The sequence below is a fragment of the Cytobacillus sp. genome (assembly GCF_964223445.1).
Taxonomy (GTDB): domain Bacteria; phylum Bacillota; class Bacilli; order Bacillales; family Cytobacillaceae; genus Cytobacillus.
The window spans coordinates 29,278-49,027 of sequence record NZ_CAXQGS010000003.1 but is presented as its reverse complement, the minus strand read 5'-3'; the positions used below and the strand labels follow the sequence as shown (position 1 = coordinate 49,027).

The window sequence follows — 19,750 nt, the reverse complement described above, 5'->3', positions numbered from 1 at the left end:
AGGTGCTGTCACCCATTAAAGGTCATGAGGCTCGAACGTTTTGCAGTCTGTTTCTTTGCTGTTGTCTGCAGTTTCGCCAGTATGGCTGACTACGTATATTTGGTCTGCACTGCATCGGTTCCCATTTTTCCAGAAAGTGCAGTTATTAACTTCACATAGGACATCTTTTGCCATTGCTGATCACTCCTAAGCAGAAAATATGACCAAGCCGAAAATTGCAAATTTCGGGCGGCACCTGGGTACCAGGGTCTTTTTTATTTTTTGCAGAGTCTTTGGATTCAGACATGGTATTTGAAGGAATTGTCAAGTTTGGACTGTTTTTAAATGAAAAAACCTCCCAAGCCGGGAGGTGAAAGTATTTATTCATTTAGAGCTTTTTCAAGGGCAGCAAGATTTTCGTTCATTAATGTAAAATACGTTTGGTTTTCTTTAATATTTTCTTCCGTCAGGACCGATAAATTATGAAGCATTAACGGTTCTGCGCCGATTTCCTTTTGCAGAGTTTCAGTCAGTCTCGAGCTGACATTCTGTTCAAAAAAGACATATTTCAAGTCATGTTCTTTTGCTTCCGCAATGATTTTCTGCAGTTCTTTCTGAGTAGGCTCGCTGGAAGAGTTTAACCCGGATACACTGATTTGATCCAAACCATATCGGTCTTCCCAATATCCATATGCTGCGTGTGAAACAATGAATTCCTTATGCACAGCATTTTGAACTGTCTGCTCAAATTCATTATGAAGATTATCGAGCTCCTCAGCAAGCTCCAAATAATTCTGTTCAAATTGCTCCTTCTGCTCAGGCATCTTTTCTACTAAAGCATCTTTAATTGATTCAGCCAATTCTTTGGAGTATAAAGGATCCAGCCAAACATGGGGGTCGATATCTCCATGGTTATGATCATGGCCCTCTTCGGATTCCCCTTCATGATCATGGCCCTCTTCAGATTCAGCACCGTGTTCATCAGCATGTTCTTCTTCATGCTCAGCTTCATCAGAATGTCCTTCGTCTTCATGGGCAGGATCATGATTTTCATCTGAGTGAACAAATTCGATATTTTCTCCTGCAGCGACCATTTTAACTTTTTCATTTTTCAATGTCTCTTTTGCATTTTCCACAAAGCCTTCAAGACCGAGTCCTATAAAAATAAAAAGATCTGAATCAGCCAGCTTCATCATATCTTTTTGTGATGGTTCAAAAGTGTGTTCATCCGATCCGGGAGGATAGATGGTTTCAACTTCTAACGCATCCCCTCCGATTCGTTCAGTAAAATATTGAAGCGGGTACACAGTTGTATAAACCTTAGTTTTATTGCTGCTGTTTTCCTCTGGCTTTTCCTCTGAGCATCCTGATAGAACAAGAGTTAGGCCTAGAATAAATACTAACCATTTCTTTGTCATTTTTTCTCCTCCTTTTATAAAACGTAGTTATTACGATTTAAAGCACGGACTATATTTTAGATAATGTTTATTAGGGCAGTTAATTCAGTTAATTGCCGCACTCAGCGTCCAGGTGATTAATAATACGTAATCATTACGATTTCACTTAGTTATCTTACAAAATATCCAGCTAAAAATCAAGGATAAAAATTTGTTTGAAGCTCAAGCTTTATGTATCATAAATATAGATGCCTGTTAAAGGTCATCATTAGTATTGACATCTTTTACTCAAGTATTGCAGCATTTATGCCTGCTTAAAGTAAAGGAATGTATAAAAGACAGGAGTGGAACAAATGAAACTTTTAGAAGAAATCTTAGACCATAATCAGCAATTTGTTGAAGAAAAAAAGTATGAAGAATTTGAAACAACGAAATTCCCTAATAAGAAAATGGTTATCTTGACTTGCATGGACACACGTTTAGTGGAGCTTCTGCCAAAAGCGCTCAATGTAAGAAACGGTGATGTGAAAATTATCAAAAATGCAGGTGCTTTAGTAACGCATCCGTTTGGCAGCATTATGAGAAGCATATTAGTAGCTGTTTACCAGCTGCAGGCGAAAGAAGTGTTTGTTATTGGCCATCATGACTGCGGGATGAGCGGAATGAAGGCTGATGCGGTTGTCAGCAGCATGAAGGAGAGAGGCATTACCGAGGATGCATTGGATACGATGACATACTCAGGAATTGCTGCAGAGGACTGGCTAAGAGGATTTGAAAATGTAGAGGATAGTGTATCCCATAGCGTCCATATGGTGAAAAAGCACCCCTTAATGCCTGCAGATGTGCCTGTGCATGGGCTTGTTATACATCCTGGCACAGGCAAGCTTGATCTGGTAGTGGACGGATACGAGGGTTAATTCTTTTTCTTTTTGTGCCATTCCTCCGGAACAAGGTCAACACCGCCTGGATGAAAGGGATGACATTTTAAAATCCGTTTTATAGTCAGCCAGCCGCCCTTTAGGGCGCCGAATCGCTTAACAGACTCCAGCCCATAATGGGAACAAGTCGGATAAAACCGGCATGTTGGTGGCTTCAGCGGGGAAATCACAATTTGATAGAAACGAAATATCAAAATCAATATTTTTTTGATCATGGCATTACCTTTCCTGGTAAAACATATTTTCTTTTAAAATAACATATAATCGTGAAAACGTCATAATTTTCATATTAATTTGATGTATTTAGTCGGATATTGCGTTATAATAAAAGGAAAACTTTAGGGGAGTGTTTTGAATGCCTTCAGTAGAAAGTTTCGAATTGGACCACCACGCTGTTAAAGCTCCATATGTGAGGCACTGCGGTGTCCATAAAGTGGGAAGTGACGGTTTAGTTAACAAGTTTGATATCCGTTTCTGCCAGCCAAATAAGCAGGCGATGAAGCCGGATGTCATTCACACACTTGAGCATCTGCTTGCTTTTAATATCCGTACACATGCTGAGAAATATGATCATTTTGATATTATTGATATTTCCCCGATGGGCTGCCAGACAGGCTATTATCTAGTCGTTAGCGGAGAGCCTTCAGTTGAAGAAATAATCGATCTGCTTGAAGCTACAATGCAAGATGCGGTTGAAATAACCGAGATTCCTGCTGCAAATGAGAAGCAATGCGGACAGGCAAAACTTCATGATCTTGAAGGTGCAAAACGTCTTATGAGGTTCTGGATGGATCAATCGAAGGATGAATTGAAACAGGTTTTTGCATAAAGAAAACGGGCTGACTGGTCAGCCCGTTTTATAATAAGATAAGTATAAAATTGTGTAAGTCGATAACTGCATTTTATAAAATCGGCGATAAAAGCCTTGAGATGGATTCTTTCAATTTGATTTTTAAGGCTCTATTTCTGTAATCTTCTGCAGTCAGGTTAGTTGATAGCTGGACATCTTCCTGAAAGCTCTCAGTCAGTTCTTTCGAAACATCCTCATCATATATAAAGGCATTTACCTCAAAATTGAGCCTGAAGCTTCTAACATCTATATTCGCGGTTCCTACCGAAGAAACCTTCTCGTCAACAATCAAGGTTTTTGCATGGATGAAGCCATTTTCATATATATAGATGTTCGCATTTACTTTTAACATTTCCCCTATATAGGAGTAGGTTGCCCAATAAACAAACATATGGTCAGGCTTGTTCGGTACCATAATGTTCACTTCCACCCCAGATAATGCAGCTATTTTCAATGCATCCAGGAGACTGGCGTCCGGGATGAAATAGGGGGTTTGGATATAAATAGATTTACGGGCTGATGAAACCATTTTTATATACCCATTTTTAATCTGTTCCCATTCCGAATCAGGCCCGCTGGTAACAATTTGCATCCCTACGCTATCACGAGACTCGGCCAGCGGAAAATACTCCGGAGCATAGTAAATATCATGGCGATGCGAAGCCTGGTTCCAGTCCAGGATAAAGCGGGTCTGCAGGGAATGGACAGCACTCCCCCTGATTCTTAAATGAGTATCACGCCAATATCCAAACTTTGGATTAAGCCCGAGATATTCATCCCCGACATTAAACCCGCCAACATATCCAATTCGGCCGTCAATAATGGCAATTTTGCGATGGTTCCGGTAATTAATTCTCAAGTTGATAAAGTGCAGCCGGGAAGGGAAAAAGGCTTCAATCTCCCCACCAGCCGCAATCAGCTCTTTAAACACCCTTTTATGCAGGCTTCTTGAGCCCAGTTCATCATAGAGAAGCCTTACTTTTACGCCTTCCCTTGCCTTTTCCGTCAAAAGATTGATTAAGCTTTTCCCCAGATTATCTCTCTTGAAGATATAATATTGCAGATGGATGTGATCGGCTGCATTTTTGATATCCTCCACAAGCGAATTAAACTTTTCTTTCCCATCTGTAAAAATCCTGACCTCGTTGTCCTGCGTCAACACCGCATCATTGTTGACAAGGTGCATATATATAAGGTCCTTGGAGTTTTTAATTATGTCATTTCGAAAATGGAAATCCTTTTCCTTGATTCCTCTGATCTGATTGTTCAGCAGTTCATCAATTCCAATCTTTTTACGGTCTTCCCATTGGAACATCTTTCTTCTGGTTAAATTCTGCCCAAAGAAGAGGTACATGAAAAAACCAAGAAGAGGGAGAAAGAACAAAACCATGAGCCATGCCCATGTGGCGCCTGCATCCCTTCGCTCCAGAAAGATAACAAAAACAGCCAGGATAATATTTAATACTAAAAATACTGTAAGCATCATGGAGTATATATCCATCTCAATGTCCTCTCCACATGTATGTTATTTCCGTCCATTTAAAAGGAAAACCTCCGGTTGTACGGAGGCTGTATATATAATAGCGTATGCTTATGAACGGTTTTGGTTATCTTCTTGCTCTTCTTTAGCCTCTTTTTGTCCCTGCTCGCTGTCAGGAAGCGGATCAACCGGGTCTACTGTATGCTTGAATTGGTAAGCTTTTGAAGTGGTAATAACGCTTAAAAGCAGTACCACGATCACAATGATAATCGATATGACTAATACCGTATACATGTTTCTCCCCCTTTTCTCTCCTCAATATTTTACCATGAAAGCAGCACTTTCATGAAAGATTTCGCGATGGCCAAGGCACAGGTTTGAATTTTGTTATTGTGGGTAATCTATTGTTGGGAGGATGATTTATATGAGTAAAGAATTAGTAAAAGCTGTTAACCAGCAAGTAGCAAACTGGACTGTTCTATATGTAAAGCTTCACAATTTCCATTGGTATATTAAAGGGAAAAACTTTTTTACCCTTCATGCAAAATTTGAAGAACTTTATAATGAAGCCAACGTACATGTAGATGAATTGGCTGAGAGAATCCTGGCTCTTGAGGCTAAGCCGGTTGCGACTATGAAGGAAGTTCTTGAAACCAGTTCCCTCGAAGAAGCGACAGGAAAAGAAAATGAGGAACAAATGGTCCAATCGGTCGTTGATGACTTTGAAAAAATGGTGGACGAGCTTCAGGAAGCAATTGAGCTTGCAGAAGAAGCCAAAGATGAAGGTACAGGCGACATGCTGATTGCTGTAAAGCAAAGTTTAAAGAAACATATCTGGATGCTAAAAGCATACCTTGGATAATAAACAAAGACTGGCTGGAAAGCTGGTCTTTTTATATGCAAAGAATAAAAGCGGAAGCGCCTTGCATAAGGAATGCCATAATAAAATAAAAAGCGGCTTATCGCCGCCTTCAAATAATATGGATAGTTAATTATTCGGATATGTATAGTTTAGTGTATGTTCCGGTGATGAATGATCGGGCTTCTGCGCTGGCCGTAATTCTCACTGGCAAATTTCCCTTTTAAGCTCTCAATCAAATAAAGCCCCATTAAATCATATAATTCCTGATTATCGAGATCCCTGATAATATTCAGCAGGTCTTCTCTGTCCATTTCTTCTAAGAAGGCAAAAGCGAGCATATCGATATCCTCTTCATCACCTGTCAGCTTATTCCTGTAAAGTTCATATAGCTCATCAATCAGTTTCATGATAACACCTCCTTAAAATATACTCCCGTTTTATATAGTATACTTAATTTAATACCCCTGATGCAGGAAAATATTCACCGCAGAATAATTGAGAAGCTGTTTCTCAATTATTTAACTTAGTATATGTAAGCTTATGAAGAATGATCTTAATTTCGTATAATTTTATCACAAATGTGGGATACGATAACTATAGAAATAAAAAAGTCATGATAAATAATGATAAAGTAACCGGTGTTGAAACAGCGTCACAGGAATGAAAAAAAAGGGGCTGACAGGATTGGAAGGTAATAAAAAGACGTATTATATCACGCTTGGTTCTGGGGAGATTTCACAAAGTGCCACTGGTTCAACATGGAATTTTAAAATAGAGGCGACAGATGATGAAATCATTGCCTTAAGGGAATATTTTGATCAGAACTACTCAACTGAGTGGCAGAATTTTTTCAGAGCCCATGTTCCTTATGTTCAATACCATTATGACCGTGAAAATGACGCTTATGATGATACAATGAAGAAAATATATGGAATGATTTATGATCTTGGAGATGATGAAGCAAGAAAACATATTGAAAGCATGGGGATCCTTACTGAAGAGGAACATAAATAAATAGCTGAGGCGAGTGCCTCAGCTTTTCTTACATTTCCATTTCTACAGCTGTATCAAGAACTTTTTGTGGAACGGCTATAGCCTCTACCTTATTATAGTTTGCATATTGGCCGTTCATGGTCTGCTTCATGGATATGGTCTGGCCTTCAGCCGTAATTTCCATTTCCATAATCATATTCAGAACGCTTGGATAAAAAGTTTCTTTATCAATCACGATTTCGTATTCCACGCCGTTAATTTTCATGTTATCAAGCATTTCTCCGTTGGCTGCCAGTTCAGGCGGAAGTGTTTCTGCTGCTGTTTCCTTCACAAAATCATTGAATTTTTCTCCATCGGCTTTCAGTTTTAGAATATAGCTTTTTGCATCCTGTTCAAACGTAAAGTCGTCCACGAACTCCTGCAATTTCTTTAGTTCTTCACCAGGATTTGTCTGCTGGCTGGACATTTGAAGCAAATCATCCGACATTTCTTTAGGGAACTTCATCCACTGCTTACCGGCTGCATCATAAAGGAACATGCCTTCTTCAGTAAAATAGCTTTCAATATCATACGATTCTTCTGTTCCGTCCATCGACATAGTCATTTTTTGGTAGAAGGCCATCGGATCTGTTGTAACATCCATATCAATGGCAGAATCGATATTCATATTTTCCCCTTCAGTGCCTGAGCTCATTTCCTGCCTCATATCCATATTTACCGAGAAGCTTTTTAGCTCTTCTGAAGCTTCGGTAGATTTCGTTAAAACTTCCTCCAGTGTCAATTCTGAAGCTTCTTCTGTTTTTGTCTCTTCCTTGCCCGTGCCGCCAGCAGATTCATTAACAGGTTTGGCTGTTTCATTGCACGCAGCCAGCATTAGAATCATCAAGAAGCCAGTAAGGATTGCAAGGGATTTTTTCAAGGTATACACTCCTCTATTTAGGTTAGTCAGCTAATTTTACGGAGAAAAAAGGAAAAAAGTTTCAAAAATATGTAATTTGATACTTTAGCCCCAGAAGTTTTTAAATATATGATTTACCTTTATAATGATAACATCAGAATTTAATTATCGAGTGAGGGAAAAGTATGGAAAACTTTTTGGATGAGAACGGCGGGGAAGTGCGATTTTCTTTTAATAAACGAGCTTTTGGAACCGATCCAAAACATGTTCTGGTCATTTGCCGCTATGGCGATCAATGGCTGCTGACGAATCACAAAAAGCGGGGGTGGGAATTTCCGGGAGGCAAGAGAGAAGAGGGGGAGTCTCTTGAAGAGGCAGCCAGAAGAGAAGTTTATGAGGAAACAGGAGCAGACTTAAAGAGTTTACATTTTATTGGTGAATATGAAGTTAATTTGGGTACAGAGCGTTTTGTCAAAGCCATTTTTTTCGCAGAGGTGAAAAGCCTTAACAAAACGGATCAATATTTTGAAACAAACGGTCCCATTCTGACAGCTGGAAACTTGCTGGAAGACAGGTGGAGCAGTCAATACAGTTTTATCATGAAGGATAAAGTAGTTGAAAAGAGCCTCGAAAAAATCATGCAGGGAAAGTAAAAAAACGGCATTATCGCTGCCGTTTTTATTATGAACCATTTTTTATCAGTTTTCGCTCGAGCAGTTCGACCAGCTGATACATCACTGTTGCAAAAATAGCAATTACCAGCAATGACAGCATGACAAGGGTAAAGTTGAAGACTTGGAAGCCGTAAATAATCATGTATCCGAGACCTTTTGAGGATACAAGGAATTCCCCGACAATAACACCGACCCATGATAGACCGACATTCACCTTTAAAGTTGAGATGATGGTTGGGAATGAAGCTGGCAAAATAGCTTCCCTGAAGATTTGAAATCGGTTTGCCCCAAAGGTTTGAAGCACCTTAATGTAATTAGGGTCAACTTCTTTAAAAGATGTATACACGACAATGGTTGTGATGATGATGGAAATAATCGCGCCCATTGCTACGATGGAAGTAAAGCTGGGGCCTAATGCGACGATTAATATCGGGCCAAGTGCAACCTTTGGCATTGAATTCAGGACAACCAAATAGGGGTCCGCTATTTTTGAAAGCAGCGGTGACCACCAGAGGATGGCTGCAAGCAATGTGCCTAGAAAAGTGCCCAATATGAATCCAAATACGGTTTCTGACAAAGTGTAGCCTAAATCCACCATCAAGGTCCCATCCTGGATTTTGGTTAAAAATAATCCCCATACTTTTGAGGGCGCACTGAAAATCAGCGGGTCAATCCATTGCTTCTGGCTTGCCAGCTCCCATCCCGAAAAAAACACGATAAAGATGACAGCCTGATAGAAGCGTACCCATTTTTTTTCACGGTTCAGCGACTGGATATATTTCTGGTGGAGGAATTTAACGTTCTCCTGCGGGCTCAAGGGACTCCAGCTCCTTCCATATAGTTTGAAAAATCGCTGGATATGCTTCATGATTTCTTGCGTTAAAGGGAGTTTGATCTCTTAATTCTTTTGGTATTACAAACGTTTTATGAAGCTGTCCGGGTCTCGCGGAAAAGAGAAAAACGCGATCACTCATGCTGATTGCCTCACCAATATCATGGGTAACCAGTATGGCTGTTTTTCCAAATGATTTGAGCGTGTTAGAGACCAAATCCTCAAGCTTCAGCTTGGTTTGATAATCTAATGCGGAAAAGGGTTCATCAAGCATGAGCAGCTTTGGTTCAGTTGCAAGTGTTCTTACAAGGGCAACACGCTGGCGCATTCCGCCAGAAAGCTGCTTTGGAAACTGTGACTCTACACCTTTTAATCCCATCTCCTGAAGGAGCTGCAGTGCATAAGCTTTTTTGTCGGGAGTAAGGCTGTTCCCGATTTTCAGCCCCAGCAGGATATTTTCTTCAATCGTTTTCCAGGGAAAAAGATAATCCTGCTGCAGCATATAGCCAATTTCATTTTCTGCCGTTTCAACGCGCTTTCCTTCAAGTGCTACAGTGCCTTCTGTGGGTTCAAACAGGCCTGCTATGATGGAAAGCAAAGTTGTCTTGCCGCATCCGCTTGGGCCGAGGAAGGAAACAAATTCTCCTTCCTCCACTTCAAGCGAAATATCGGAGAGGGCCGTTACAGCAGAGGTTTTCGTAAAATAAGTGTGGTGGACAGCATCTACCTTTAGAAAATTCATGTCGGCCTCCTCTTTCGTTTATTTACTTCATTACACCTTCAGCGATTTCTGTGTTGACAAGTGTGTCATGCTCTATGCGCTTAGGGAGCTCTCCTGCTTCGTCCATGATGTTCTGCAGGTTTTCCCATTCTTCAGTGTCCAGGATAGGATCTGCTGCAAAGGACCCCTGGCTCTTATAGCGGTCTACTACCATCTCAATGATTTCAAGCTCGGTATTGTCGAAATATCCTTGAATGGTTTCTGCCGTTTCTTTCGCACTATGTGTTTCAACCCATTGCTGTGCTTTATAAATCGCTCTTGTGAATTTTTCGACTGTCTCTTTATTTTCATCAATATAGCTTTGTTTTGTCATGAATGTGGTATATGGTACATGACCGGACTCTGTTCCGAAAGAAGCTACGATATAGCCTTTGCCTTCTTTTTCAAAAACACTGGCAGTCGGCTCGAACAGCTGAACAAACTCGCCTGTTCCTGAAGCGAAGGCCGGAGCGATATTGGCATAATCAATATTTTGAATCAAGTCCATATCTTCGTGAGGATCAATTCCATGCTTTTTCAAAACAAACTCGCCAACCATCTGCGGCATGCCGCCTTTGCGCTGACCCAGGAATGTTTTGCCTTTTAGCATATCCCATGAAAAGTTATCGATTTTTTTGCGGGAAACAAGAAATGTTCCATCCGTTTGAGTGAGCTGTGCAAAGTTAATGACCGGATCGTTGGAGCCCTGAGCCGAAACGTAAATGGAAGTTTCGGAACCTACAAGTGCAACATCAGCGCTATCCGACAGCAGAGCAGTCATCGTTTTATCTCCGCCTGCTGTAGTTGTAAGCTCTACTTTAAGCCCTTCTTCTTCAAAGAAACCCTTTTCAAGGGCTACATATTGCGGAGCATAGAAGATGGAGCGTGTCACTTCGGCAATACGGACCTTTTGCATTTCATCCTTGCCGCAAGCGGCCAAAGGAACAATAAGTATCGCTGTAAGCAAAAGAAGCATGCTTACTTTCATCCATTTTTTCATAAGCCATAAGACCTCCCTTATGCTAAAAAAGTCAGATTTAAAAGCCTAGGATATCGTATGAAAATCGAAAAAATGTGTGAATGCCCATGGAAACATTTTTAGGCGGAGTTCATAAAGCTCATACTATTAGTCGTATTCAGATTTACTTCAGAGGGAGATGAGGACATGGAATTCCTAAATGGCCAAGTCATAACTAAACAGAGATTTCCTTCGCCAAATCCGGCAATCGAATTATCTGTTGTCACATATTATGCAAACGGATTACATATAAAAGGCCTGCTGGCAGAGCCAAAGGGGGAGGAACAATATGATGGGTTTCTATACCTAAGAGGAGGCATAAAAAATGTCGGGAAAGTAAGGCCTTCCAGGATTGTCCAGTTTGCCTGTGAAGGCTTTATTGTATTCGCGCCTTTTTACAGAGGCAACCAAGGGGGAGATGGTAACGAAGATTTTGCAGGGGAGGACAGACAGGACGCATTTGCCGCTTTTACTCTTCTTCAGGAGCATGCCCGGGTAAAAAGAGTCCATATTTTTGGCTTTTCCCGTGGTGGCGTAATGGCATTGCTTACTGCAATCGAGTTTCCTGAAGCCGCGTCCATTGTTACATGGGGAGGGGTCAGTGATATGTTTCTCACCTATGTGGAGCGAAAGGATCTCCGGAGAATGATGAAACGTGTAATAGGAGGAACCCCGACTAAGTTTCCGGAACGGTATAAATATCGCACCCCGCTTTTTCAGCTGGAGCAGCTGCAGGCCCCCGTCTTAATTATTCATGGAGAACAGGACCATAATGTTTCGGTGGAGCATTCCTATCGCCTGGAAAAAAGGCTCAAGGCTCTAAAAAAAGAAGTGGGCAGCTGGTATTTCCCTGAATATACCCACTACTTTCCGCCAGACGTGAACCGGAAGACGGTAGAGGATTTATGCGCGTGGATGAAAAGCAAAGGGCAGATGAAATTAAGGACTTTCAGAGCGCAATAAGGTGGGGTAAAATAGAGAAAAGGATATTAAAAATGAAGGAGAGATACCAATGGGTATGCCTTTAGAGCTGAACACAATGATCGTGACAAAGGGCAGGGAGAACAGACTTGATGAGAATTTCTTTTCACTTGTCAAAGACGGGTACAGATTATATCCGCTCGATATTCCGGTCGAGGTAAAAAGAACAATTGAAGGCGACCTGAACGGTATGGGTGTCATCAGAAAAGTGGTATGGGAAAACAGTCAGACCCTTATAACCTACCAGCTTGTTTCTCTAAACTCAACAAACTAAAGAGCGCCTGGACTTAGTCCGGCGTTTTTTTGTTCGAAATGTTTCTGTAAATTGCAAGTGAGAATAGTGCTTTTAAAATTAGGGGAGGAAAAAGAGCCCGAAAGGAACTAAACAGTGGGAATAATGCCGCTGATCGAGGACTAGGGGTCGCGAAGGGAGCTAAACAGAGGGAATAGTGCCACTGAGCGGGAACAAGTCGTCGCGAAGGGAACTAAACAGAGGGAATAGTGCCACCGAGCAAGGACTAGGGGTTGCGAAAGGACCTAAACAGAAGGAATCGTGTCACTGAGAGATGGAAAAAGAGTGCGAAAGGAACAAGTCGAAGCGCACAGTGTCGATCAACGATTATAAGTCTGCATGTAAGAAACTTATCGTTCGAGCGGGCTGACTTCCAAAATAATATAGAAAAGGAATTGCCGCTAAAAGCGGCAATTCCTTTTCTATATTATGCGATTGGTCCGCCTTTTTCTTCGATTTCAGAAGAAACGCTTGTGAATTTCTTGAAGTTTTCACGGAATTTTGCAGCGAGTTCTTTTGCTTTTGCTTCATAAGCAGCCTGATCTGCCCAAGTTTTGTTTGGCTGAAGAACTTCGTCAGGCACACCCGTAACGTGCTGCGGAATTTCCAATCCGAAAATTTCGTCCTTGACTGTTTCTACATTGTTTAGTTCACCTTCAAGTGCAGCTTCCACCATAGCTCGAGTGTAAGCAAGTTTCATGCGTTCACCGACTCCGTACTCTCCGCCAGTCCATCCTGTGTTTACAAGGAAGACTTTAGCATTATGCTCATCGATTTTCTCGCCAAGCATTTCAGCATAACGGTTTGCAGGAAGCGGAAGGAAAGGTGATCCAAAGCATGTAGAGAACGTAGCCTGCGGTGAGGTAATGCCGCGCTCAGTTCCTGCAAGCTTGGAAGTATAGCCGCTTAAGAAATGGTACATTGCCTGCTCTTTTGATAGTTTAGAGATTGGAGGCAATACGCCAAATGCGTCAGCTGTTAAAAATACAATTGTATTAGGATGTCCGGCAATGCTTGGGTCAACAATATTATCGATTGCCTGAAGCTGGTATGCCGCACGTGTATTTTCAGTTAATGTGCTGTCATCGTAATCAGCAACCCGAGTTTCGCTGTTTACCACCACATTTTCCAATACAGCCCCAAAGCGGATAGCATCAAAAATTTGCGGTTCTTTCTCACGGGATAAGTTAATGCATTTCGCATAGCAGCCGCCTTCAATATTGAATACACCATTTGCAGACCAGCCATGCTCGTCATCACCAATCAGCTTGCGATTAGGGTCTGCAGATAAGGTTGTTTTCCCTGTTCCGGATAAGCCGAAGAATAAAGCGACATCTCCTTCGCGGCCAACGTTCGCGGAGCAGTGCATCGGAAGAATCCCGTTTTCTGGAAGCATATAGTTCATAACAGAGAAAATGGACTTTTTCATTTCGCCTGCATATTCAGTACCGCCAATTAAAACAGTGCGGCGCTCGAATGAAATGATGATGAATGTTTCGGACTTAGTGCCGTCAACTGCAGGGTCTGCTTTGAAATTAGGAGCAGAAATGACTGTGAACTCTGATTGATGATCCAATAGCTCGTCTTCTGCCGGACGAATGAATAACTGATGTGCGAAAAGATTGTGCCAGGCATATTCATTAATTACCTGGATTGGCATGCGGTGCTTTTTATCAGCACCTGCGAAGCCTTTGAAAACAAATACTTCTTCTTTTTCTTTTAAGTAGTTGATTACTTTATTATAAAGATTAGAGAATGCTTCTTCAGAGATAGGCTGGTTTACGCTACCCCAGTCCATTTTATCTTTGTTTGATGCTTCTTCAACAATGTATTTATCTTTAGGGGAACGTCCTGTATACTTTCCTGTAGTAGCGCGTACGGCACCAGTAGAGGTAAGGGACCCTTCATTGCGGTTTAATACTTTTTCCACAAGCTGAGGAACGGATAATTGCACTTGAATGTTGCTGCCATTTAGTAATTCGCTCAATTCGTTTGATATGCTTACAGAGTTCATCTGATGAATACCTTCCTTTTTCCCGATTTTTTTATGAAAGTGATTACATCTCGAAATTAGTATAACACATTAAAATGATTAGTCTATACTATTACGAAATTTTTTTATTCATGTTATAAAAATGTCATAATTGGACAAGTAATCCACTTTAATCACCTTATAACTGGTATATGTTAATATAGAAGAAAGTGTTAATTTTAACATGGGACTGATCTAAAATGAAGACAATTGCCCTCTATGATGGAACTTGTTCCTTATGCAAGGAAACAAAGAAGATGTTTAAAAAACTCGATTGGCTGAATAAAGTGGAATGGATTTCTCTGCAGGAGTATGAAAAAATCCCGAACTCGCTCTCGTTTTCCAAGATTGATTTGCGCAGAGAGCTTCATATTATTACCCCATCGGGTGGCGTGAAAAGGGGTTATTCTGCAGTAAGGAGACTGCTGTTCCTCTTTCCTGCATCCTTTTTAATCGGCCTCCTTTTATATCTCCCATTGACGCCAATGCTGGGCGATCCGATCTATAAATGGATTGCTAAAAACAGGCATAAATTTCTAAAGAAAAAATGTGACGACGGAAGCTGTTCGCTGTAAGCATGGAGCATAATCTTAAATGCTTAAAACTTACAGTGAAAAATAATGAAAATCTGTTGACATGATTCGATAAAATACGGTATGATTCAACCTTGAACGGATACTCTCTTATCCCGAGCTGGTGGAGGGACAGGCCCTATGAAACCCAGCAACCTGCTAAAGGCAATAATCAGCAAAGGTGCTAACCTGACGCAAGGACGTAATTCCTTGAACGATAAGAGTGAAAGGCGCGAATCGATTTGCTTTCAACCTTTTCACTAATGGGAAGGTTTTTTATTTTTTATCCAGCTCCAGCACCCAGCCCCTCGAGGTCATCAGCCATTCCCTTGCAGAAGGCAAAGAACGCCTTCTTCCAGGGACTGTCTTATGCTTGTCGGGGCTAACCGGGTGCTTGTGCTTTTAAGGCAATGAAATGAACGGCTTTTGGAATGTACTATTTATGTGAGTTTTTAGCAGCTTGCAGTGTGCAAAAGAAAAAATGGGTGCCTGGCTTCTGGTCAGTGCTGTCTATTTTTCTAATAAAAACTCCATGTTTATTTCATACTACTAAGGGAATGAGTTCCGTATCAAACAGAGATCCATGAAATGACAGGGAAAAGTTATTTCCGCTTCCCCATTTCTAAATTCTCGCTCAATTTTCTATTTATAAGGAGGAAGCCAGATGTCAACAAAGCGTCGTTTGTTTACTTCTGAATCAGTTACTGAAGGTCATCCGGATAAAATCTGTGGCCAAATTTCTGATGCAATCTTAGATGCGATTTTAGCTAAAGATGCGAATGCCCGTGTTGCTGCAGAGACTTCTGTAACAACTGGACTTGTATTAGTTGCAGGTGAAATCACAACATCTACATACGTAGATATTCCAAAAATCGTTCGTGAAACGGTAAAAGAAATCGGTTATACCCGTGCTAAATATGGTTTTGATTCCGAAACATGTGCAGTTTTAACTTCCATTGATGAGCAGTCAGCAGATATTGCAATGGGTGTTGACCAGGCCCTTGAAGCACGTGAAGGACAAATGAGCGATCAGGAAATCGAAGCAATCGGTGCAGGAGACCAGGGCTTAATGTTCGGTTTTGCCTGCAACGAAACGAAAGAGCTTATGCCTCTTCCGATTTCTTTAGCACATAAACTTTCCCGCCGCCTGACTGAAGTTCGTAAAGAAGAAATCCTTCCTTACCTTCGTCCGGACGGAAAAACTCAGGTAACGGTTGAGTATGATGAAAATGACAGGCCTGTCCGCATTGACACAATTGTTATTTCTACTCAGCACCACCCTGAGATCAGCCTGGAGCAAATCCAGCGCAATCTGAAGGAACATGTTATTAACCCGGTTGTTCCTAAAGAACTAATCGATGAGAATACTAAGTACTTCATCAACCCAACAGGACGTTTCGTTATCGGCGGACCTCAAGGGGATGCTGGCCTGACTGGACGCAAAATCATTGTTGATACTTACGGCGGATATGCCCGTCATGGCGGAGGAGCGTTCTCCGGTAAGGATCCTACAAAGGTTGACCGCTCTGCTGCTTATGCTGCTCGTTATGTAGCTAAGAATCTTGTGGCAGCCGGCTTAGCTGAAAAAGTTGAGGTTCAGCTTGCTTATGCGATCGGTGTGGCACAGCCTGTATCGATTTCTGTTGATACATTCGGAACAGGCAAAGTGGGCGAAGATGTACTTGTTGATCTGGTAAGAAAGCATTTTGATCTTCGTCCTGCAGGAATTATTAACATGCTTGGCCTTCGCCGCCCAATTTACAAGCAGACAGCTGCTTACGGACATTTCGGACGTACAGATGTAGATCTTCCTTGGGAGCGTACAGATAAGGCAGAAATTCTTCGTTCTGAAGCTGAATAGAAAAGCGGAAGCGCCTTGCCCACGAAGGAACGCAGACTAAGAACGCCACGTCCTGTGGCAACGTCTGCATGACCCCCATCCCCGGAAAGGCGTCCTTTGCCTTTTGGGGAGGGGTGGCTTGTGACCTCGAGGGGGTAGGCGCTCCTCCTAAAAGCTAGCGCTTTTAGTCGTGCGATGATAAAGCTGTCGAAGCGTTCCTTGTGGAGCTAGACAATAATATAAAAAGCGGGAGTTGCATTTACTATGTAACTCCCGCTTTCTTTTTTGCGTCTTTATACATATAGGGTGATAATTCACTTTTCGGTCTTTATGCTCTTTAGTCGTTTATAATTATATGTTATCGTTTAAACTTCGGATAATGGCTTAATTTTCCGAGCATATTTTTTTATAATCCGCGTGCTAATTATAAATGATTAGTGGTAGTATTATAGGGTATGTTTTCTAAGACAAAGGAGCCGTTAAGGCTGTATCTAAATATTGAGAATAGAATGGAGTAGGTGACGTACATAATGTGTGGTTTTATTGGTTGTGTACATGAAAAAGCACAAAATTACCGTGACGCAGATAAAGAACAATTCCAAAATATGAATGATATCATTACCCATCGGGGTCCGGACGATTCAGGATACTATTTTGATGATCATATTCAATTCGGCTTCCGCCGGTTGAGCATTATCGATATTGAAAGCGGGCACCAGCCGCTGACTTACGAGAATGAGCGTTATTGGATTATCTTTAATGGTGAAATCTATAACTATGTGGAACTTCGTGAAGAACTTCTCAAAGCTGGCTTAAGCTTTGAAACAAGTTCCGATACAGAAGTCATAATTGCCCTATACAGCCATATGAAAGAAAGAGCTGTTGAAAAATTGCGCGGGATGTTTGCGTTTGTCATTTGGGATAAACAGGAGCAGTCCCTATATGGAGCCAGAGATCCATTTGGGATTAAGCCTTTCTTTTATTACGATAAGGGAGACCGCACGTTCTTTGGATCAGAGAAGAAGAGCATTCTATTGGCGCTTCAGAATGATGTATTAAACTATGACTCCCTCCAGCATTATTTGACTTATCAGTTTGTGCCTGAGCCAAACACGATGTCAGAGGGAATCCATAAGCTGGAGCCTGGCCATTATTTTACTAAAAAAATCGGTGCTCCGATGGATATTAAGCGTTATTGGAAAGCTGCGTTCCATCCAGTGCAGAAGTCAGAAGCTGATTTCACGAAAGAAATAAGAGATGTGTTGTTCGACTCAGTCAAAATGCATATGCGTGCCGATGTGCCGGTAGGTTCATTCCTTTCAGGCGGAATCGATTCTTCCATCATTGCTTCCATTGCGAAAGAATTCCATCCTGCTATCAAAACCTTCTCTGTCGGGTTTGAACGCAATGGCTTCAGCGAGGTGGATGTAGCGAAAGAAACAGCAGAAAAGCTGGGTGTCGAAAACATAAGCTACATCATAACTCCTGAGGAATACATGAATGAGATTCCGAGAATCATGTGGCATATGGACGATCCGCTTGCTGACCCGGCTTGTGTGCCCCTTTATTTTGTAGCAAGAGAAGCACGCAAGCATGTAACAGTTGTACTTTCAGGTGAGGGCGCTGATGAGCTATTCGGCGGCTATAATATTTACCGTGAACCACAATCCCTGGAAGCCTTCAATAAAATTCCTGCCATCGGTAAAAAGCTTCTTCGCATGATTGCAAACATGATGCCAGAGGGAATGAAGGGGAAAAGCTTTATCGAACGCGGTGTAACGCCAATGGAAGAGCGCTACATTGGAAATGCAAAAATGTTTACAGAGCAAGAGAAGCGCAGCCTGCTTCATGTTTATAAAGACAGCTTAAATTATACGGATATCACTAAACCGCTATATGAAGAAAGCCGCGGCTATGATCCGGTTGACCGCATGCAGTATATCGACATTCATACGTGGATGCGCGGAGACATTCTATTGAAAGCGGACAAAATGACGATGGCTCATTCTCTCGAGCTTCGTGTTCCGTTCCTTGATAAAGAAGTGTTTGAAGTGGCTTCCAAAATTCCGACCAGCATGAAAACGGCAAATGGCACTACGAAGTATATACTTCGCAAAGCTGCTGAAGGAGTCGTTCCAGACCATGTGCTGAACCGCAAGAAACTTGGATTCCCTGTTCCAATCCGCCACTGGCTGAAAGACGAGATGAATGAGTGGGCTAAAAATATTATCCGTGAAAGCAATGTGGATCACTTAATCAATAAAGATTATGTGTTAGGGCTTCTTGAAGACCATTGCCAGGATAAAGCGGACAACAGCCGCAAAATCTGGACAGTTCTTATGTTCATGGTTTGGCATCAGGTGTACGTGGAGAAAAAGTATTCTTTTGAGAAAGAGTATCTGTTAAATAATAACTTGCAGCCACTTAAAGGCTAAAATAAAAACGTTCATCAGGTGGCAACCTGGTGGACGTTTTTATTTTTGGTGATAAGTAATAGCCTGTTTGCCCATCTGCACCCATGCTTTTTCAAAATCGTTTATGGGTGCTTTTTTATTTTTCTCGCCTGTAAGCGGGTCATTGAAATACATATATTCCTGATCATAGCCTGTGAGCAGGACTGAATGCTCTTTATAGGTAATCTGGATTTTTCCGCTTGGCGTGTGCCAGGTCTGGAAAAAGTCATCAGAAAGCTGTTTATAGGCTGTGTTGATAATAACCCAGACTGGCCTGCCGTCTGACAAATGGATCTTTAAGTCTTCAAAACCGGATCCAGTAAGGTCTTCAATGGAGCCAGGCATGTACTTTTCCGCAAGTTCTTTTACGGGTTTATGATAAACGCCGAGACCAGGATTATCAAAGGAATACATATCGCCTATGAATCCGTCATTCGGGTGCCCGAAATAGATTTTTCCGTTTTCTATGCGATAAGGCTCAGGATTTTTCTTTATTTCTTTAGCGAGTGTCATTTTATCAGCCTGGATCCCTGCATGCTGAAGAAGCATGGCTAAGCTCGTCACTTCGCATCCCCTGGGGAGCTCAGGAAACTGATTGACTGCGGGAGCATCTATAAGTGTTTCTTCTTTGATCTTAATTACGGCAGTGTTGTGTCCAAGGAAGGAGCTGGCTTTCTCAGCAGGTTCAGACAGCCATGATTTAATTTGGTTTACGGCTGAAGCAGGCTGGCTTCCTGAAAGGTTGTCATAAACAAATGCACCAGAAATCAGAATGAAGACAATTAAAAACATTGGTGCCGTTTTTAACATTGTTTTTCTGAATATCACTATTAAAAATAAAAATAGAACAATAGCCGCAATATAAATCTTCAATTTCTTCACCCGCCCATTGATATTGC

Annotated in this window: 22 protein-coding genes and 1 riboswitch; of the genes, 10 read left to right on the top strand and 12 right to left on the bottom strand. The window is 41.6% G+C overall.

Annotated features, from left to right (window positions below):
- Positions 1-15: 15 nt before the first annotated feature.
- The gene (locus ACEQ1T_RS00335; RefSeq protein ID WP_113885567.1) at positions 16-174 is read right to left on the bottom strand and encodes a DUF1540 domain-containing protein; all 159 of its coding nucleotides are present in this window, start codon (positions 172-174) and stop codon (positions 16-18) included.
- Positions 175-359: 185 nt separating this feature from the next.
- Positions 360-1,397, bottom strand: a complete 1,038-nt coding sequence (locus ACEQ1T_RS00330) for a metal ABC transporter substrate-binding protein (RefSeq protein ID WP_370221395.1) — start codon at positions 1,395-1,397, stop codon at positions 360-362.
- Positions 1,398-1,729: 332 nt separating this feature from the next.
- Here ACEQ1T_RS00330 and ACEQ1T_RS00325 point away from each other — a divergent pair, with 332 nt between their 5' ends.
- On the top strand, positions 1,730-2,293 hold the full coding sequence (locus ACEQ1T_RS00325; protein WP_370221394.1) for a beta-class carbonic anhydrase: 564 nt from the start codon (positions 1,730-1,732) through the stop codon (positions 2,291-2,293).
- Here ACEQ1T_RS00325 and yidD read toward each other — a convergent pair.
- Positions 2,290-2,529 (bottom strand): membrane protein insertion efficiency factor YidD, encoded by a 240-nt coding sequence (gene yidD, locus ACEQ1T_RS00320; RefSeq protein WP_206839241.1) that lies wholly within the window; start codon positions 2,527-2,529, stop codon positions 2,290-2,292. The genes ACEQ1T_RS00325 and yidD overlap by 4 nt on opposite strands.
- A gap of 140 nt (positions 2,530-2,669) precedes the next feature.
- Here yidD and ACEQ1T_RS00315 point away from each other — a divergent pair, with 140 nt between their 5' ends.
- Entirely contained in the window at positions 2,670-3,143 is a 474-nt protein-coding gene (locus ACEQ1T_RS00315; protein WP_370221393.1) for an S-ribosylhomocysteine lyase, read from the top strand.
- A 73-nt stretch (positions 3,144-3,216) separates the two neighbouring features.
- Here the strand turns inward: ACEQ1T_RS00315 and cls are convergent, their stop codons facing one another.
- The gene (gene cls, locus ACEQ1T_RS00310; RefSeq protein ID WP_206839238.1) at positions 3,217-4,665 is read right to left on the bottom strand and encodes a cardiolipin synthase; all 1,449 of its coding nucleotides are present in this window, start codon (positions 4,663-4,665) and stop codon (positions 3,217-3,219) included.
- A 90-nt stretch (positions 4,666-4,755) separates the two neighbouring features.
- Positions 4,756-4,938 (bottom strand): YtzI protein, encoded by a 183-nt coding sequence (ytzI, locus tag ACEQ1T_RS00305; protein WP_206839237.1) that lies wholly within the window; start codon positions 4,936-4,938, stop codon positions 4,756-4,758.
- A 130-nt stretch (positions 4,939-5,068) separates the two neighbouring features.
- Here ytzI and ACEQ1T_RS00300 point away from each other — a divergent pair, with 130 nt between their 5' ends.
- Positions 5,069-5,506 (top strand): Dps family protein, encoded by a 438-nt coding sequence (locus ACEQ1T_RS00300; protein WP_206839236.1) that lies wholly within the window; start codon positions 5,069-5,071, stop codon positions 5,504-5,506.
- A gap of 149 nt (positions 5,507-5,655) precedes the next feature.
- Here ACEQ1T_RS00300 and ACEQ1T_RS00295 read toward each other — a convergent pair whose 3' ends face one another.
- On the bottom strand, positions 5,656-5,913 hold the full coding sequence (locus ACEQ1T_RS00295; protein ID WP_053434021.1) for a DUF6154 family protein: 258 nt from the start codon (positions 5,911-5,913) through the stop codon (positions 5,656-5,658).
- Positions 5,914-6,190: 277 nt separating this feature from the next.
- On the opposite strand from ACEQ1T_RS00295, the gene ACEQ1T_RS00290 reads away from it, so the two are divergent.
- A complete protein-coding gene (locus ACEQ1T_RS00290) occupies positions 6,191-6,520 on the top strand; it encodes a hydrolase (protein WP_243505549.1) in 330 nt (109 codons plus the stop codon).
- Between the two features lie 28 nt (positions 6,521-6,548).
- On the opposite strand, the gene ACEQ1T_RS00285 is transcribed toward ACEQ1T_RS00290, so the two are convergent.
- Positions 6,549-7,427, bottom strand: coding sequence for a DUF6612 family protein (locus ACEQ1T_RS00285; protein ID WP_206839234.1), 879 nt, complete (start codon positions 7,425-7,427; stop codon positions 6,549-6,551).
- Positions 7,428-7,582: 155 nt separating this feature from the next.
- Between ACEQ1T_RS00285 and ytkD the strand changes: the two genes are divergently transcribed.
- Positions 7,583-8,050 carry an RNA deprotection pyrophosphohydrolase gene (gene ytkD / locus ACEQ1T_RS00280; protein WP_206839233.1) on the top strand — a complete coding sequence of 156 codons (468 nt, stop codon included), beginning with the start codon at positions 7,583-7,585 and terminating at the stop codon, positions 8,048-8,050.
- 28 nt (positions 8,051-8,078) lie between these two features.
- On the opposite strand, the gene ACEQ1T_RS00275 is transcribed toward ytkD, so the two are convergent.
- From ACEQ1T_RS00275 to ACEQ1T_RS00265, 3 genes are read right to left on the bottom strand one after another with little or no spacing between them, the layout of a single operon-like run.
- Complete coding sequence (locus ACEQ1T_RS00275) at positions 8,079-8,888, bottom strand: ABC transporter permease (protein ID WP_206839232.1); 810 nt, start codon at positions 8,886-8,888, stop codon at positions 8,079-8,081.
- Positions 8,866-9,645, bottom strand: coding sequence for an ABC transporter ATP-binding protein (locus ACEQ1T_RS00270; RefSeq protein ID WP_206839231.1), 780 nt, complete (start codon positions 9,643-9,645; stop codon positions 8,866-8,868). The genes ACEQ1T_RS00275 and ACEQ1T_RS00270 overlap by 23 nt, the downstream gene beginning before the upstream one ends.
- A gap of 22 nt (positions 9,646-9,667) precedes the next feature.
- On the bottom strand, positions 9,668-10,663 hold the full coding sequence (locus ACEQ1T_RS00265; RefSeq protein ID WP_206839229.1) for an ABC transporter substrate-binding protein: 996 nt from the start codon (positions 10,661-10,663) through the stop codon (positions 9,668-9,670).
- A 165-nt stretch (positions 10,664-10,828) separates the two neighbouring features.
- Between ACEQ1T_RS00265 and ACEQ1T_RS00260 the strand changes: the two genes are divergently transcribed.
- Positions 10,829-11,644, top strand: coding sequence for an alpha/beta hydrolase family protein (locus ACEQ1T_RS00260; RefSeq protein ID WP_370221392.1), 816 nt, complete (start codon positions 10,829-10,831; stop codon positions 11,642-11,644).
- 49 nt (positions 11,645-11,693) lie between these two features.
- Positions 11,694-11,936 carry a DUF2584 domain-containing protein gene (locus ACEQ1T_RS00255; RefSeq protein ID WP_206839226.1) on the top strand — a complete coding sequence of 81 codons (243 nt, stop codon included), beginning with the start codon at positions 11,694-11,696 and terminating at the stop codon, positions 11,934-11,936.
- Positions 11,937-12,381: 445 nt separating this feature from the next.
- Here ACEQ1T_RS00255 and pckA read toward each other — a convergent pair whose 3' ends face one another.
- On the bottom strand, positions 12,382-13,968 hold the full coding sequence (gene pckA / locus ACEQ1T_RS00250) for a phosphoenolpyruvate carboxykinase (ATP) (protein ID WP_206839224.1): 1,587 nt from the start codon (positions 13,966-13,968) through the stop codon (positions 12,382-12,384).
- A gap of 218 nt (positions 13,969-14,186) precedes the next feature.
- Here pckA and ACEQ1T_RS00245 point away from each other — a divergent pair, with 218 nt between their 5' ends.
- The 3 genes from ACEQ1T_RS00245 to asnB all read left to right on the top strand — a co-directional run bounded on the left by ACEQ1T_RS00245 (position 14,187) and on the right by asnB (position 18,833).
- The gene (locus ACEQ1T_RS00245; protein ID WP_206839222.1) at positions 14,187-14,561 is read left to right on the top strand and encodes a thiol-disulfide oxidoreductase DCC family protein; all 375 of its coding nucleotides are present in this window, start codon (positions 14,187-14,189) and stop codon (positions 14,559-14,561) included.
- Positions 14,562-14,666: 105 nt separating this feature from the next.
- Positions 14,667-14,782, top strand: a riboswitch (SAM riboswitch).
- Between the two features lie 440 nt (positions 14,783-15,222).
- Complete coding sequence (gene metK, locus ACEQ1T_RS00240; RefSeq protein WP_370221391.1) at positions 15,223-16,419, top strand: methionine adenosyltransferase; 1,197 nt, start codon at positions 15,223-15,225, stop codon at positions 16,417-16,419.
- Positions 16,420-16,928: 509 nt separating this feature from the next.
- Positions 16,929-18,833, top strand: a complete 1,905-nt coding sequence (gene asnB / locus ACEQ1T_RS00235; protein WP_370221390.1) for an asparagine synthase (glutamine-hydrolyzing) — start codon at positions 16,929-16,931, stop codon at positions 18,831-18,833.
- 39 nt (positions 18,834-18,872) lie between these two features.
- Here the strand turns inward: asnB and ACEQ1T_RS00230 are convergent, their stop codons facing one another.
- On the bottom strand, positions 18,873-19,724 hold the full coding sequence (locus ACEQ1T_RS00230; protein WP_206839219.1) for a C39 family peptidase: 852 nt from the start codon (positions 19,722-19,724) through the stop codon (positions 18,873-18,875).
- Between the last annotated feature and the right edge of the window lie 26 nt (positions 19,725-19,750).

What these genes read in the sequence shown, in the direction of transcription:
- ACEQ1T_RS00335 (WP_113885567.1), bottom strand. Translation starts at nt 174, where the DNA reads ATGGCAAAAGATGTCCTATGTGAAGTTAATAACTGCACTTTCTGGAAA.
- ACEQ1T_RS00330 (WP_370221395.1), bottom strand. Translation starts at nt 1,397, where the DNA reads ATGACAAAGAAATGGTTAGTATTTATTCTAGGCCTAACTCTTGTTCTA.
- ACEQ1T_RS00325 (WP_370221394.1), top strand. Translation starts at nt 1,730, where the DNA reads ATGAAACTTTTAGAAGAAATCTTAGACCATAATCAGCAATTTGTTGAA.
- yidD (WP_206839241.1), bottom strand. Translation starts at nt 2,529, where the DNA reads ATGATCAAAAAAATATTGATTTTGATATTTCGTTTCTATCAAATTGTG.
- ACEQ1T_RS00315 (WP_370221393.1), top strand. Translation starts at nt 2,670, where the DNA reads ATGCCTTCAGTAGAAAGTTTCGAATTGGACCACCACGCTGTTAAAGCT.
- cls (WP_206839238.1), bottom strand. Translation starts at nt 4,665, where the DNA reads ATGGATATATACTCCATGATGCTTACAGTATTTTTAGTATTAAATATT.
- ytzI (WP_206839237.1), bottom strand. Translation starts at nt 4,938, where the DNA reads ATGTATACGGTATTAGTCATATCGATTATCATTGTGATCGTGGTACTG.
- ACEQ1T_RS00300 (WP_206839236.1), top strand. Translation starts at nt 5,069, where the DNA reads ATGAGTAAAGAATTAGTAAAAGCTGTTAACCAGCAAGTAGCAAACTGG.
- ACEQ1T_RS00295 (WP_053434021.1), bottom strand. Translation starts at nt 5,913, where the DNA reads ATGAAACTGATTGATGAGCTATATGAACTTTACAGGAATAAGCTGACA.
- ytkD (WP_206839233.1), top strand. Translation starts at nt 7,583, where the DNA reads ATGGAAAACTTTTTGGATGAGAACGGCGGGGAAGTGCGATTTTCTTTT.
- ACEQ1T_RS00270 (WP_206839231.1), bottom strand. Translation starts at nt 9,645, where the DNA reads ATGAATTTTCTAAAGGTAGATGCTGTCCACCACACTTATTTTACGAAA.
- ACEQ1T_RS00265 (WP_206839229.1), bottom strand. Translation starts at nt 10,663, where the DNA reads ATGAAAAAATGGATGAAAGTAAGCATGCTTCTTTTGCTTACAGCGATA.
- ACEQ1T_RS00260 (WP_370221392.1), top strand. Translation starts at nt 10,829, where the DNA reads ATGGAATTCCTAAATGGCCAAGTCATAACTAAACAGAGATTTCCTTCG.
- ACEQ1T_RS00255 (WP_206839226.1), top strand. Translation starts at nt 11,694, where the DNA reads ATGGGTATGCCTTTAGAGCTGAACACAATGATCGTGACAAAGGGCAGG.
- pckA (WP_206839224.1), bottom strand. Translation starts at nt 13,968, where the DNA reads ATGAACTCTGTAAGCATATCAAACGAATTGAGCGAATTACTAAATGGC.
- ACEQ1T_RS00245 (WP_206839222.1), top strand. Translation starts at nt 14,187, where the DNA reads ATGAAGACAATTGCCCTCTATGATGGAACTTGTTCCTTATGCAAGGAA.
- metK (WP_370221391.1), top strand. Translation starts at nt 15,223, where the DNA reads ATGTCAACAAAGCGTCGTTTGTTTACTTCTGAATCAGTTACTGAAGGT.
- asnB (WP_370221390.1), top strand. Translation starts at nt 16,929, where the DNA reads ATGTGTGGTTTTATTGGTTGTGTACATGAAAAAGCACAAAATTACCGT.